This is a genomic window from Ruegeria sp. HKCCD4884, from assembly GCF_013110855.1.
Lineage (GTDB): Bacteria > Pseudomonadota > Alphaproteobacteria > Rhodobacterales > Rhodobacteraceae > Ruegeria.
The window spans coordinates 1-13,927 of sequence record NZ_WVRJ01000004.1; the positions used below are offsets into that span (position 1 = coordinate 1).

Annotated in this window: 12 protein-coding genes and 1 tRNA gene; all 13 read left to right on the forward strand. The window is 57.0% G+C overall.

All coding sequences use genetic code 11. The features are described 5' to 3' along the window. Positions 1-109: 109 nt before the first annotated feature. Positions 110-186 (forward strand) — tRNA-Met (locus GS636_RS07070). Between the two features lie 212 nt (positions 187-398). After that, complete coding sequence (locus GS636_RS22865) at positions 399-701, forward strand: TauD/TfdA dioxygenase family protein (RefSeq protein WP_371808710.1); 303 nt, start codon at positions 399-401, stop codon at positions 699-701. Between the two features lie 212 nt (positions 702-913). Then, on the forward strand, positions 914-1,915 hold the full coding sequence (locus GS636_RS07080; protein WP_171668969.1) for a Gfo/Idh/MocA family protein: 1,002 nt from the start codon (positions 914-916) through the stop codon (positions 1,913-1,915). Beyond that, positions 1,915-3,486 carry an acyl CoA:acetate/3-ketoacid CoA transferase gene (locus tag GS636_RS07085; protein WP_171668970.1) on the forward strand — a complete coding sequence of 524 codons (1,572 nt, stop codon included), beginning with the start codon at positions 1,915-1,917 and terminating at the stop codon, positions 3,484-3,486. The genes GS636_RS07080 and GS636_RS07085 overlap by 1 nt, the downstream gene beginning before the upstream one ends. After that, on the forward strand, positions 3,483-4,250 hold the full coding sequence (locus GS636_RS07090; RefSeq protein WP_171668971.1) for an enoyl-CoA hydratase/isomerase family protein: 768 nt from the start codon (positions 3,483-3,485) through the stop codon (positions 4,248-4,250). Before GS636_RS07085 ends, GS636_RS07090 begins: the two co-directional genes overlap by 4 nt. A gap of 4 nt (positions 4,251-4,254) precedes the next feature. After that, complete coding sequence (locus tag GS636_RS07095; RefSeq protein WP_171668972.1) at positions 4,255-5,778, forward strand: aldehyde dehydrogenase family protein; 1,524 nt, start codon at positions 4,255-4,257, stop codon at positions 5,776-5,778. 56 nt (positions 5,779-5,834) lie between these two features. Next, a complete protein-coding gene (locus GS636_RS07100; RefSeq protein ID WP_171668973.1) occupies positions 5,835-7,085 on the forward strand; it encodes an ABC transporter substrate-binding protein in 1,251 nt (416 codons plus the stop codon). A gap of 101 nt (positions 7,086-7,186) precedes the next feature. Next, positions 7,187-8,080: a carbohydrate ABC transporter permease gene (locus GS636_RS07105; protein ID WP_170376146.1), complete on the forward strand. Its 894-nt coding sequence runs from the start codon at positions 7,187-7,189 to the stop codon at positions 8,078-8,080. Beyond that, positions 8,080-8,961, forward strand: coding sequence for a carbohydrate ABC transporter permease (locus GS636_RS07110; RefSeq protein ID WP_171189151.1), 882 nt, complete (start codon positions 8,080-8,082; stop codon positions 8,959-8,961). Before GS636_RS07105 ends, GS636_RS07110 begins: the two co-directional genes overlap by 1 nt. A gap of 6 nt (positions 8,962-8,967) precedes the next feature. Beyond that, positions 8,968-10,080 (forward strand): ABC transporter ATP-binding protein, encoded by a 1,113-nt coding sequence (locus GS636_RS07115; protein ID WP_171236922.1) that lies wholly within the window; start codon positions 8,968-8,970, stop codon positions 10,078-10,080. Beyond that, positions 10,077-11,567, forward strand: coding sequence for a GMC oxidoreductase (locus tag GS636_RS07120; RefSeq protein WP_171668974.1), 1,491 nt, complete (start codon positions 10,077-10,079; stop codon positions 11,565-11,567). Before GS636_RS07115 ends, GS636_RS07120 begins: the two co-directional genes overlap by 4 nt. After that, entirely contained in the window at positions 11,564-12,322 is a 759-nt protein-coding gene (locus GS636_RS07125; RefSeq protein ID WP_171668975.1) for a 3-ketoacyl-ACP reductase, read from the forward strand. Before GS636_RS07120 ends, GS636_RS07125 begins: the two co-directional genes overlap by 4 nt. Positions 12,323-12,338: 16 nt before the next feature. Continuing rightward, positions 12,339-13,925, forward strand: coding sequence for a GMC family oxidoreductase (locus GS636_RS07130; protein ID WP_171668976.1), 1,587 nt, complete (start codon positions 12,339-12,341; stop codon positions 13,923-13,925). Positions 13,926-13,927 lie beyond the last annotated feature (2 nt).

The following is a 13,927-nucleotide window of genomic DNA, read 5'->3' on the forward strand; positions in this document are numbered from 1 at the left end:
GGAGAGTAGGTCACCGCCAAACCTAGTAAAAACCCAACAATCTCTCTAATACGATTAAAATAATACCTGGCCTCAAGTAGCCGAATAGGCGATAGGCCCACCAAAGCGTCGCGGGGTGGAGCAGTCCGGTAGCTCGTCAGGCTCATAACCTGAAGGTCAGAGGTTCAAATCCTCTCCCCGCAACCAGCGATACTTGCGAAACCGCCTCGGCTATGTCGGTATGGGCGGTTTTTGCTTTTTTACCAGACGCTAAGGCGAGAATGCCGGCAAGATCTCCATGCAGATCAATGTCATATCCATCTTCAGACGGTGTCAGCACCACCTTGTCGATCAGAGCGCGCAGCGCCTCAGCAGCTTCGCTGCGTACGTCGGGCTCATTGGGTAACGCCGAAGCTGCCATGCAAGACGCTTTGCACCCCGTTGTCATCACGCATCCTCTCAGCGGTCGGCGAGGTTTGTTCGTCAATCTTGTGTTCACGACCGAAATAAAAGGCTTGAGCGCGGATGAGTCTGCCGCGGTGCTGGCTATGATTTATGATCATTGCAAGCAGCCCGAATTCCAATGCCGCCTGCGTTGGCAGAAAGGGGATATCGCCATTTGGGACAACAGAGCGACCTGCCACAAAGCGATCAACGATTACCATGGGTTTCGACGCCTTATGCACAGGGTGACGGTGGAAGGAGACGCTCTGACGCAATGATGCAAGTGGCACACGGCGAATTTCTGCGACTCAGTTGGAGAGCCGACACGCTATGAATCTCTTCGATTCCCTGTGATTGCTTTTTGATGAGGTGTCCAGCTTCGTGGTTTTAGCCATGTTTTCTTACCTTTAAAGCGCGTTAAGAGTTTTTTCTTGTCATACTTGGAACGTTCCACTAGAAAATTGGAACGTTCCAAATTCGGGAAAATCAGATGAACTGGGCTTTTGTCGGAGCGAGTACGATAGCTTCACAACACATGCTGGGCGCGGTGCGTCATCAGACAAGCAACGAAGTGACCTGGGTCGTCAGCAATTCGCCTGACCGGGTGCAAACCTGGGCCAATGAACACGGTATTCCCAATGCGACCACAGACTTGGACGCTGCATTTGCTGACGAGAATGTTCAGGCTGTTTATATTTCCTCAACCAATGAGAAACACCACGGCCAGGCAATGGCAGCCATTTCGGCTGGTAAGCATGTACTGTGTGAAAAGCCGCTTGGGATGACGCAAGCGGAAGCTATCGAGATGGTGCGTGCGGCCGACACGGCTGGCGTGACATTTGGAACCAATCATCACCTGCGTTGCTCTGGCAGCCATCGCGCAATTCGTGACCTAATTGCAGCCGGGCGCGTCGGAGACATTCTCTCGCTAAGAATCCATCACGCAGTGCATCTGCCGGGTAACTTGCAGGGGTGGCGTATAAACTCTGCGGATGCTGGTGGCGGCGTGATCCCCGACATAGTTGTTCATGATGCAGATGTCACTCGCTTCCTGCTCAATGAAGACCCGGTGTCTGTCGTCGCGCAAATGGCCAGTTCCGGGATGGGGCAGGGCGTCGAAGACTCCTGCATGTCTGTCTGGACGATGCCCTCGGGCGCAATGGTCATGACACATGAAAGTTTTACGCACCCGTTTGCCGGGTCGGACCTGCAAGTTCACGGAACCAAGGGTTCGATTTTTGGGCATGGCGTCATGACGCAGCGACCGGTTGGGTCGATCAATCTGGTGACTGAAGCCGGAAGCGAAGAGATCCCGTTTTCGGATCATTCGCTCTACGTTCAGGGCGTATCAGAATTTGTCGCCGCGACCATCGGCAAAGGTCGCCCGGCGGCTGACGGGCCCGATGGCGTGAAATCGTTGTCCGTGGCGCTTTGTGTGCGAGAAGCCGCAGCCTCGGGTCGGCGTATCAATGTAGATTATGGTGGTTTCTGATGACCAAGCTGGTTTCTGTTTCCGAGGCCGTTTCTCGCATCCCGGACAATGCGGTCGTCTCTGTGTCATCGTCTTCGGCTCTGGGTTGCCCTGACCTTGTTCTAAAGGCGATTGGAGAGCGGTATCGCACTGAAGGGCATCCGCGCAATATTACAACGCTGCACCCTATTGCTGCAGGGGATATGTATGGCGTAAAGGGCATGGACTATCTGGCGCAGGATGGACTGCTAAGTCGCGTTCTCGCCGGATCATACCCGTCGGGCCCTTCCAGCCTTGAAATGCCGAAAATCTGGAAAATGATCGTCGAAGATCGAGTGGCTGCATACAACGTGCCATCGGGAATTCTGTTCGATATGCATCGCGAAGCCGCAGCGCATCGACCTGGTGTTCTGACGCAGGTCGGGCTTGAGACTTTCGTGGATCCTGTTCGCGAAGGATGCGCGATGAACGAGCGTGGTGCGACGGCTCCCATCGTTAATCGCAAGGAATTCGACGGTCAGACTTGGTTGCACTTCCCAAATATCAACCCGAACGTTTGCGTTTTGCGCGCAACCACGGCGGATGAGTTTGGCAACCTGACCTATGAACATGAAGGTGCCTATCTGGGCGGATTGGAGCAAGCGATTTGCGTGCGCAACCACGGTGGGCTCGTGATCGCACAGGTTCAACGTGTGACTGCTGCAGGTAGCTTGCGCCCCCATGACGTGCGCGTGCCGGGGCACCTTGTCGATCTGATCGTTGAAGACCCAGAGCAGATGCAAACGACAGAGACGCCCTATGACCCGGCGATCTCTGGCCAAATTATGCGCCCTTGGGACAGTTTTTCGCTGGCCGAGCACGGTGTCGAGAAGGTCATCGCACGACGGGCTGCCCAAGAACTGCGCCGCGGCATGAGCGCCAACTTGGGCTTTGGGATCAGCGCAATGGTTCCGCGTGTCTTGTTGGAGGAGGGCCATCCTCAGGCGGTAACATGGGCGATTGAACAGGGGGCCGTCGGTGGTGTCCCACTAACCGGCTTTGCCTTTGGGTGCGCATCCAACGCGCATGCCTATGTGCCGTCACCACAGCAATTCATCTATTTCCAGGGCGGCGGGTTCGATATGTCGTTCCTCTCGTTCCTCGAGGTCGATGTCGAAGGCAACGTGAACGTCTCCAAACTTGGTAAAAAACCCTATTTGACAGCAGGGTGCGGCGGTTTTGTCGATATAACCACGCGGGCCAAAAAGATCGTGTTCTCGGGCTGGTTCGAAGCTGGCGCCAAGATTGATCTGGCGGATGATGGTATCCGTGTGAATGCCCCCGGAAAATTCACCAAGATGGTGGATCAGGTCGAACATGTCACATTCTCGGGCCGCCGTGCCCGGGAAACCGGTCAGGATGTGCTCTATGTAACCGAGCGTTGCGTTATTCGCCTGACGGATCAGGGGCTGGTCGCGACGGAAATCATGCCCGGCATTGAGGCGCAGCGCGATATTGTCGAAGCTTCAGGCGGTCGCGTCAAAGTCGCGGAAAACGCGGTTCAGATGCCCAAGTCGCTATTCGCAGTTGGCCCGATGGGGATGACACTTTGAGCAAACTGCGCATTCATATCGAGGGTGCAACCGCCGTCCTGACTTTGGACAACGAGGCCAAGCTCAATGCGCTAACTGTAGATATGCTGCACGCGCTGGAAGCTGGCCTGACAGAGGTCGAGCGTGACGTATCTATTCGTGCGCTTGTTCTGACCGGCGCGGGTGAAAAAGCGTTCTGTTGTGGGGCCGATATTGGCGCTTGGGGTGGTCTGAGCCCCGTCGAATTCGCGCGCCATTGGGTCCGTGATGGACATCGCATCTTTGACCGCCTGGCGCGGATCGGCAAGCCAACAATTGCTGCGATCAACGGTCATGCGTTCGGCGGTGGGCTAGAGCTGGCCAGTTGCTGCGATCTGCGCCTGATGACCCCGCGGTCCACGTTGGCTTTACCTGAAGCTCGGGTCGGGATTGTACCCGGCTGGTCCGGGACACAGCGGTTGACCCGGCTGATCCCCGAAGCTGCGGTGAAAGAGATGGCACTTTTTGGGCGCCGTATTGGTGCTGACCGCGCCGTGGCCTTGGGCTTTGCGACCGAGGTGACTGACGACGTTCTGGCGCGCGCGCTTGAGATCACCGCCGAACTTAGCGACCTTTCGCCTCGCGCCACCGAAATCTCAAAAAACATGATCCATGCAGCGGTCGGTGAAGACACTCATGCCGTGGTCGAAGCCCTTGGTAGCGCAGCGATTGCCGCCTCAGCGGACCGCGAAGAAGGCGTTGCCGCGTTCATTGAAAAACGTAACCCCACATTTTCGGGCCTTTGACAATATGAAAGATATCACCATCAACCCTGCTATCCCGTTCGAGTTGCCGCCGTTGTTCGAAGGTCGGCATCTCATCGATGGCAGGTGGCAGAATAGCGCGTCGGGTGAGACGTTCGAACGGCGCTCGCCCTCGCACGGGCACATCGTCAGCCGTTCGGCCTTAGGTGGCGAGGCTGAAGCCGAGGCCGCGATCCAGGCGGCGCGCAAGGTGTTCGACACCGGTTATTGGAGCCGCGCATCCGGCAAAGAACGGGCAGCGGTTCTTCTGAGAGTTGCAGAACTGATCGAGCAGAACGTCGACCGCATCGCCCTGATCGAAACGCTGGAGAGTGGCAAGCCGATCAGCCAATCCAAGGGCGAGGTAGGCGGTGCCGCAGACCTTTGGCGTTATGCTGCCTCGTTGGCGCGCAGTACGCACGGCGACAGTCATAACACTCTCGGCGCAGACATGATGGGTGTTGTGTTAAAGGAACCCATTGGGGTCGTGTCCATCATCACGCCATGGAATTTCCCGTTCTGGATCCTCAGTCAGAAGCTCCCCTTTGCATTGGCCGCTGGTTGCACTGTTGTTGTGAAGCCGTCTGAGATGACACCGTCGACAACCTTGATGCTTGCCGAGCTGTTGGTCGAAGCCGGTTTACCCGCAGGTGTCTGTAATGTCGTGCTTGGTTACGGCGTTCCCGTCGGACGCACTATGTCCGGCCACGACAGCGTGGATATGGTCAGCTTTACCGGCTCGACAGCCGTGGGCAAGACGATCAGCGTAGTTGCATCGGACACGCTTAAGAAAGTTGCGCTGGAGCTTGGGGGCAAAAACCCGCAGGTCATCTTTCCTGATGCCGATCTGGATGCAGCGGCGGATGCCGTTGTGTTCGGTGTTTATTTCAATGTCGGCCAGTGCTGCAATTCAAGCAGTCGTATCATTGTGCACGAAGATATCGCCGACGATTTCCGTGAGCGAGTCGTAGCCTTATCGCGCAAAGTCAAATTCGGCGATCCACTGGACCCAACAACGCAAGTCGGAGCTATTGTAACACCGGAGCACAACTCAAAAATCGACGCTTATGTCAAACAGGCGCGGGCGTCCGGTGCGACTATCGATCTGGGTGGTGAGCCGCTGGAGGTCGAAGGCCTCGGTGCTCAGTTTTATCAGCCGACTGTGATTTCCAACGTCTCGTCCGACATGCCCATTGCCCGTGATGAGGTATTCGGGCCGGTTCTGTCCGTTTTGACTTTCAAAACACTGGACGAAGCCATCGCGCTCACCAATGATAGCGCTTACGGTCTGTCGGCAGGGGTCTGGAGCGAAAACGTTCACACCTGCCTAGAGTTTGCCCGCCGAGCAGAAGCGGGAACGGTCTGGACCAATACCTGGATGGACGGGTTCCCCGAGGTCGCTTTCGGTGGGGTCAAACAATCCGGGCAGGGGCGGGAAATCGGACGATATGGGTTCGAGGAATTCTTCGAAGTGAAATCAGTGGTCATGCGCGTCGGCAACAGCCGGGCGCCATGGGTTCCGCACGACTAAGACCGGGCACCAGATTGGTCCCGAGTGAGAATAACGCATTAAGGGAGGAAACAAGAATGCGTAAATTTTTGAATACAAAATCGCTGTTTGTGGCAGGTCTACTGTGCACGACCAGCCTTGCGCACGCTGAAGACGTGGAAGTTCTGCATTGGTGGACTTCTGGCGGCGAGGCTGCAGCATTGAACGTTCTCAAGGACGACCTTTCTGGACAGGGCATCGGCTGGACCGACATGCCTGTTGCAGGTGGCGGTGGTGAGCAGGCGATGACCGTTCTGCGCGCACGCGTCACCGCAGGCAACGCTCCAACAGCCGTTCAGGCTCTGGGCTTTGACATTCTTGACTGGGCCGATCAGGGCGCGCTGGCCGATCTGAACGAAGTGGCAGCCCAGGAAGGTTGGGATGACGTCGTCCCAGATGCGCTGAAAGCCTTCGCCAAGTATGACGGCAAATGGGTCTCGGCCCCTGTGAACGTGCATTCGACCAACTGGGTCTGGGCTAACAAGGCGGTGCTGGACGCCAACGGCATTGCACAGCCCACCAACTGGGACGAATTCGTCGCCGCAGTTGAGGCGTTGAAAGCCGCTGGTGTCACCCCGATCGCGCATGGTGGTCAGGCATGGCAGGACGCGACCGTGTTCGATGCTATTGCGATGTCGACGCTGGGGCCTGACGGCTACAAAGCGGCTTTCATCGACTTGGACGAGGAAACGCTGGGTGGCGACGCGATGAAAGAAGCGTTCGACCGTATGGCCTTTATCCGCGACAACGTGGATGAGAACTTCTCGGGTCGTGACTGGAACCTGGCGACAGCGATGGTCATCAACGGCGAAGCCGGCTTCCAAATGATGGGTGATTGGGCCAAAGGCGAATTCCTAAACGCGGGCAAAGTGCCGGGCGAAGACTTTTTGTGCTTCCGCTTCCCGGGTACTCAGGATCAGGTCACCTTCAACGCTGACCAGTTCATGATGTTTGATCAGGGCGGTACGGTATCGGCCGAGCAAGCCGCGCTGGCCAGCGCGATCCTGTCGCCATCCTTCCAGATTGCCTTTAACAAGGTGAAGGGCTCTGTCCCGGCTCGTACTGACGTGGATGGAAGCGATCTGGATGCGTGTGGTCAGCAGGGCATGAAAGATTTGGCCGCCGCGGCTTCGTCAGGCAACCTGTTCGGCTCGATGGCACACGGACATGCCGCGCCCGCGTCAGTCAAGAACGCCGTCTATGACGTGGTGACCGCCCACTTTAACGGCGAGTACGGCAGCGAAGATGCCGTGACCGAACTGGTTGACGCCGTTTCGATCGCCAAGTGATCCACAATTGATCCTCCCGATGGGGCGGCGGTCTGGCCGCCCTGTCACCAAACGGGCGCAAAAGCTCCGATCTAACACGACACGAACGAGGAGGGCGCGCCATGGCTGCTTCAGCCGACGCGGATTTTAAGACACGCCTTCAGAACTGGATACCCAAGCTGGTCCTGTCACCGTCGCTGGCGATGATGCTGGTCTTTGTCTACGGGTTCATTCTGTTTTCGGTCTACCTGTCATTCACCGACAGTCGCATCCTGCCGTCCTTTGGATGGGTCGGATGGGAAAACTACGACAAACTGTGGCGGCTGAGCCATTGGGAAACCTCGTTGATCAATATGGGGATTTTCGCGAGCCTATATATCGTGATCTGCACCTGTATCGGCCTGGGCCTGGCGATCTTCCTTGATCAGAAAATCCGAGGGGAAGGGCTGCTGCGTCCCATCTACCTCTATCCGATGGCTCTGAGCTTCATTGTCACCGGTACAGCCTGGAAGTGGTTCCTTGACCCTGGTATCGGGTTGGAAAACGTGATGCACACATGGGGCTGGACCAGCTTCGAGTTCGACTGGATAAAAAACCGTGATTACGCCATCTACACAGTTGTTCTAGCAGCCGTCTGGCAGACGAGCGGCTTTGTGATGGCAATGTTCCTGGCTGGCCTGCGTGGGATCGACAATGAAATTCTGCGGGCTGCGCAGATGGACGGCGCGTCGAACTGGAACCTCTATCGCCGGATCATTATCCCGCAACTACGACCAGCCTTCTTGTCGGCCTTCGTGATCCTCAGCCACCTGGCGATCAAGACCTTTGACCTTGTCATCGCCCTGACCGGGGGTGGCCCCGGTCGCGCCACAGAACTACCCGCGACCTTCATGTATTCTTACACGTTCACGCGAAACCAGATGGGGATCGGTGCGGCCTCGGCCACGATTATGCTGATGACCATTGCCGCGATCATGATCCCGTATCTTTACGCTGAATTGCGGGAGAAACGCTGATGTCTCAAGCTACTCAGGATACCGCAATCCGAACGGGCCGCGTTACGCGCACGTTGATCTATCTGGTGCTGCTTCTGTTCGGTCTGTTCTACCTGCTGCCGCTCTATGTCATGCTGGTGAACTCGGTGAAGCCATTGGAAGAGATCACCGGCGGCGGCATGATGAACCTGCCGCATGTGTTCACGATTGAGCCGTGGCTCAAGGCGTGGTCTTCGGCGCAGATCGGCGTCGATCCGACTGGGCTGAAGCCCTACTTCTGGAACTCGATCAAGATGGTGGTCCCGGCGGTGATCGTCTCGACCATTCTTGGGGCGTTGAACGGCTATGTGCTGACCAAATGGCGCTTCAAGTACGACACCATCTTATTCGGTCTGATGCTGTTCGCCTGCTTCATCCCGTTCCAGATTGTTCTTATCCCGATGGCACGGATGTTGGGCATAATCGGGCTGGCAGGCACCACCTGGGGTCTTGCACTTGTCCACGTTGTCTACGGGATTGGCTTTACGACGCTGTACTTCCGTAACTACTACGCTGTGTTCCCGACCGAGCTGATCCGCGCGGCGCAGATTGATGGCGCCGGGTTCTTCCAGATTTTCTGGCGCATTCTTCTGCCCAGTTCCGGGCCGATCGCCGTGGTTTCGATCATCTGGCAGTTCACCAACATTTGGAATGACTTTCTGTTCGGCGCGTCCTTTGCCGATGCCAACAGCCAACCGATGACGGTGGCGTTGAACAATCTGGTGCAGTCATCAACCGGTGTGAAAGAATACAACGTTCATTTTGCAGGCGCCATTCTGGCGGCCATGCCAACTCTGCTCGTCTACATCGTGGCCGGTCGATACTTCGTCCGCGGCCTGATGGCGGGTTCGGTGAAAGGATAAGACCTCATGGGTTTTCTAGACATAGACAACGCGACCAAATCCTACGGGGCGGTTGAGGTTCTGCACAAGGTCGACATCTCGGTGCAGGAAGGAGAGTTCCTGGTTCTGGTCGGTCCCTCGGGCTGTGGCAAATCCACTCTGCTGAACATGATCGCGGGGCTGGAAGAGATCACCAGCGGCGAAATCCGCATCAAGGATCAGGTGATGAACGGGGTGCACCCGTCCAACCGCAACATTGCCATGGTTTTCCAAAGCTATGCTTTGTATCCCAATATGACGGTCGGGCAGAACATCACTTTCGGACTTGAGATGCATGGTGTGCCCAAGCCTGAACGCGACAAAGCGATGCAAGAAGTTGCCAAGCTCTTGCAGATCGAGCAGTTGCTGGATCGTAAGCCCGGTCAGTTGTCGGGCGGTCAGCGCCAGCGGGTTGCGATGGGTCGCGCGTTGGTACGGAACCCTGATGTATTTCTGTTCGATGAACCGCTCTCGAACCTGGATGCCAAGCTTCGCGTCGACATGCGAACCGAGATCAAGAAGCTGCATCAAAATCTCGGGACCACCATCGTCTATGTGACGCATGACCAGATCGAGGCGATGACGCTTTCAAGCCGGATCGCCGTAATGAACGGCGGTTATGTCCAACAGCTGGGTACGCCGCAGGAAATCTATGACACACCCGCGAATATCTTCGTTGCAACATTCATGGGCTCGCCTGCGATGAACGTGGTACCGGCCAAGGTTGCGGTTTTGAATGGCCGCCCTCATGCAGAGGTCGCCGTTCACGACGGATCTATGGCGCAACTTCCGTTCAGCCAGGACAACTTGGCCGCATGGGATGGGCGCGAGATCTTGTTGGGAATCCGCCCTGAGACAATCACCGATATGGATGGCGCGGATCGAAAGTCGTCGAACATCGCGCAGATGGCCAACCGTATCGTGGTGACGGAGCCCGCTGGATCGGACACCTTCGTCTCGATGCAATTGGGCGGACGAGATGTGATCGCGCGGATGCGTTCGGATGCCGAAGTGGCACCGGGTCAGGATTTCAACTTTGCAGTGAACATGGAAAAGGCCGTGGCTTTTGATCCCGAAAGCGAGATGCGGATCCTTCCATGAATCGAGCTGACGTCATAATCATTGGGTCGGGTATCGGAGGGGCAACACTGGCTGCGGCGTTGGCTCCGTCCGGTCGTCGCATTCTGATCCTTGAACGAGGCAAGCGGTTGCAGCTCTCACCTCAGGATCGAGACCCAAAAGCGATCTTTGCCAATGGGCACTTTCGCCCTGATGAAACATGGCTGGATGGAGCAGGCAAACCTTTCAACCCCGGAAACTACTACTGCGTTGGTGGAAATTCCAAGTTCTACGGCGCAGCTTTGATACGCTATCGGAAAGAGGATTTTGAGCCGCGTCAGCATATGGGTGGCTATTCGCACGGCTGGCCCATGCCCTATGAAGAGCTGGAGGCGGATTATACCACCGCGGAACAGCTTTACGACGCACGTGGGACCACCAAAGAGGACCCCACCGAACCGCCGCACAGTAGGGGTTATCCGCACCCACCTGTGCCGGATGAGGTTGATATTGCAGACCTGAGGAACCGGCTAAGCCACGCAGGCCTGACGCCGTCCTCAGTGCCTTTGGGCGTGGATATCGAAACCTGGTTGCGGGCTGGGCAAACAACTTGGGATGCGTTTCCCAATACATGCGGCGGCAAAATGGACGCCGAAACCTGTGCCCTCGCCGAGGCATTGAAGCATGGGAATGTCGAGCTGCTAACTGACGCGCGTGTCCGAAAATTGAAGGCTGATGCCATTGGTCGTGTCACAAGTGTCGAAGTTGATGGCCACGGTACCCTGCGTGCGCCGGTCATCGTGCTTGCAGCAGGTGCGGTACAGTCCTCGGTACTGTTGCTGCAATCCGCGAACGACAATTGTCCAATCGGTCTTGCCAATCGGTCCGATCAGGTCGGACGGAACTTCATGAACCACAATTGTTCGGCGGTGCTGGCCCTTCATCCGCTGCGCCGAAACAGGGCGGTCTATCAAAAGACATTGATGTTCAACGACTATTACAACAGCGACGGACAGGGTGGCTTGCCTTTGGGCAACGTTCAGATGTTGGGAAAGATCACTGGGCCGATCCTTGCGTCGCAAACCCATCTACCGGGTCCAATTGCAGCACTGATCGCAAATCGCAGTTTTGATTTCTATGCTATGTCCGAGGATCTGCCGAACCCAGAAAGCCGGGTGACGGTCGAAGGTGACCAGATCAAGCTGGATTGGAAACGCTCGAATTGGGCTGCGCACGAGGCCTTGGTTGCGCGGCTAAAGGCGCATCTGAAGCAGGCCGGGTTTCCGGTGGTACTGTCGCGACCATTTGATCGGCGAACTCCGTCGCATCAATGCGGAACTGCGCGGATGGGCAATGACCCGGCAAGCAGTGTCGTCGACACGTTCTGTCGCAGTCACGACCACAAGAACCTGTTCATCGTCGACGCGTCAGTTCTTCCGACATCTGCGGCGGTGAATCCGGCCCTTACTATAGCCGCACTCGCACTCCGCTCGGGGCGTCATATCATTGAAACGGAGTTCGCCGCATGACCGGAACAGCATTGGTGACCGGAGGACAACAGGGCATTGGACTAGGGGTGGCGCGTGCCTTGATCGCGGTGGGGTACAAGGTCGCAATTGCCTCTCGCTCGGAGCCCGACAAACCAGTCGTTAAGGCGGCTTTGGCAGAGCTTGGCCCAAGCGCAATTTATGTACAGCACGACGTGTCCGACATTGATCACGTTCCGGCGCTACTGGATCAGATCGAAGCCGATTTGGGCCCGATCACCGCGTTGATAAACAACGCAGGGGTTGGGGCGCCAGTGCGCGGCGACATGCTGGATCTGAAGCCCGAGAACTGGGACTTCGTGCAGAATATCAACCTGCGTGGCGCGTTTTTTCTGGCGCAAGAGGTGGCCCGGCGCATGTTGGAGCAGCCGCAAGATTCCTATCGTTCGATCACCTTTGTCACCTCTGTCAGCGCTACAATGGTATCGATCGAACGCGCCGAGTACTGCGTGTCCAAGGCAGCCGCAGCGATGATGGCTCAGTTGTTCGCAGTACGCTTGGCCCCCGAAGGCATCGGCGTCTTTGAGCTGCGACCGGGCATCATTGCGACCGAGATGACGGCGGGCGTGCGCGACAAGTACACCGACCGTATCGAAGGCGGTCTTGTTCCCGCGGCACGCTGGGGTGAGCCCGCGGATATTGGGTCCGTTGTCGTCCCACTGGTTCAGGGGCAGATGCACTTTGCGAACGGCGCCGCCATCCCGGTGGATGGCGGCTTGTCGATTTCACGTCTGTAAGTCAGGGCACATAAGAATGTCTGAAGGATATGATTTCATTGTCATTGGGGGCGGCTCGGCAGGCTCGGTGATCGCTGCGCGTCTTTCCGAAGAACCGTCAGCGCGTGTGCTGTTGCTAGAGGCCGGCTCCACCGACCGTCACCCGCTCTTCCACCTACCAGCCGGGTTCGCGAAGATGACCAAGGGTATCGGCAGCTGGGGCTGGTCCACGGTTCCGCAAAAGCACATGCAGAACAAGGTCTTCAACTACACCCAGGCCAAGGTGATCGGCGGAGGGTCTGCAATCAACGCGCAAATCTACACGCGGGGTGCAGCTCAGGATTACGATGACTGGAGACAGATGGGGTGCGAGGGGTGGAGTTATGCCGACGTGCTGCCCTATTTCAAAAAGTCCGAAGACAACGACACCTACGACGACGAATTTCACGGCAAGGGCGGACCGCTGGGCGTGTCCATGCCCGCAGCACCTTTGCCAATCTGCGACGCCTACATCAAGGCCGCAGGGGAAGTGGGGATTCCCGAAACACGCGATGTGAATGGGGCGAAACAGGATGGCGCGGGGTACTATCAGCTGACCCAGCGCAATGCGCGACGATCCTCTGCTGCGATGGCGTTTATCGCGCCGAACCTCAGCCGCCCGAACCTGACCGTGCGCACCGGCGCACAAGTCCGCCGCATTTTGGTGGACAAAGGCAGGGCGACTGGTGTCGAGATGATGAATGGGGACAAGATCTCCGCCGCGAAAGAGGTCATTCTGTCCTCAGGTGCCATCGGTTCGCCGCGCTTGTTGCAACTGTCGGGAATTGGCCCCACGGATCATTTGGACAGCCTTGGCATCGACGCGGTTTTTCATCAGCCGCAGGTGGGCGCGAATTTGCAGGACCATCTGGATTTGTATTCCATCTGCGAAGTGACCGGCCCGCACACCTACGACCGTTTCGCTAAGCTGCACCTTTCAGCTTTTGCAGGCCTGCAATACCTTTTCACCCGCAAGGGACCGGTCGCGTCCAGCCTGTTCGAAACGGGTGGGTTCTGGTACGCAGACCCGGATGCGCGTTCACCGGATCTTCAGTTGCATCTGGGGCTTGGTACCGGCATTGAGGCAGGGGTCGAGGCGATGCCCAACGGTGGGGTTACACTGAACGCCTGTTTTTTGCGACCCAGATCACGCGGAACCGTCCGGTTGCAAAGTTCAGACCCCGCGATGATGCCGCTTATAGATCCCAACTATCTGGCGGATCCCTACGATCGCGAGATGTCCATTCGGGGGCTGAAGCTGGTGCAGAACATCCTCGCTCAGGATGCGCTGAAGCCGTACATCTTGGCAGAACGTTTGCCGGGTCCGGACGTGCGGACCGAGCAGGAGTATTTCGATTTTATCTGTGTACACTCCAAAACATCGCACCACTGCGCTGGTACCTGTCGTATGGGCAGCGATGCTGAAGCCGTTCTGGACCCGCGCCTGCGGTTCAATGGGATCGAAGGGCTTCGCGTCGCGGATGCGTCGATTATGCCGACGGTCAATTCATCGAACACCAATGCACCTACAATCATGATCGGAGAAAAAGCTTCCGACATGATTAAACAAGATCAGGGTTTCTAAAA

Excerpts from the sequence above, each read along its gene's own strand:
- GS636_RS07105 (WP_170376146.1), top strand. The coding sequence starts at position 7,187 with ATGGCTGCTTCAGCCGACGCGGATTTTAAGACACGCCTTCAGAACTGG.
- GS636_RS07100 (WP_171668973.1), top strand. The coding sequence starts at position 5,835 with ATGCGTAAATTTTTGAATACAAAATCGCTGTTTGTGGCAGGTCTACTG.
- GS636_RS22865 (WP_371808710.1), top strand. The coding sequence starts at position 399 with ATGCAAGACGCTTTGCACCCCGTTGTCATCACGCATCCTCTCAGCGGT.
- GS636_RS07120 (WP_171668974.1), top strand. The coding sequence starts at position 10,077 with ATGAATCGAGCTGACGTCATAATCATTGGGTCGGGTATCGGAGGGGCA.
- GS636_RS07095 (WP_171668972.1), top strand. The coding sequence starts at position 4,255 with ATGAAAGATATCACCATCAACCCTGCTATCCCGTTCGAGTTGCCGCCG.
- GS636_RS07130 (WP_171668976.1), top strand. The coding sequence starts at position 12,339 with ATGTCTGAAGGATATGATTTCATTGTCATTGGGGGCGGCTCGGCAGGC.
- GS636_RS07125 (WP_171668975.1), top strand. The coding sequence starts at position 11,564 with ATGACCGGAACAGCATTGGTGACCGGAGGACAACAGGGCATTGGACTA.
- GS636_RS07085 (WP_171668970.1), top strand. The coding sequence starts at position 1,915 with ATGACCAAGCTGGTTTCTGTTTCCGAGGCCGTTTCTCGCATCCCGGAC.
- GS636_RS07080 (WP_171668969.1), top strand. The coding sequence starts at position 914 with ATGAACTGGGCTTTTGTCGGAGCGAGTACGATAGCTTCACAACACATG.
- GS636_RS07115 (WP_171236922.1), top strand. The coding sequence starts at position 8,968 with ATGGGTTTTCTAGACATAGACAACGCGACCAAATCCTACGGGGCGGTT.
- GS636_RS07110 (WP_171189151.1), top strand. The coding sequence starts at position 8,080 with ATGTCTCAAGCTACTCAGGATACCGCAATCCGAACGGGCCGCGTTACG.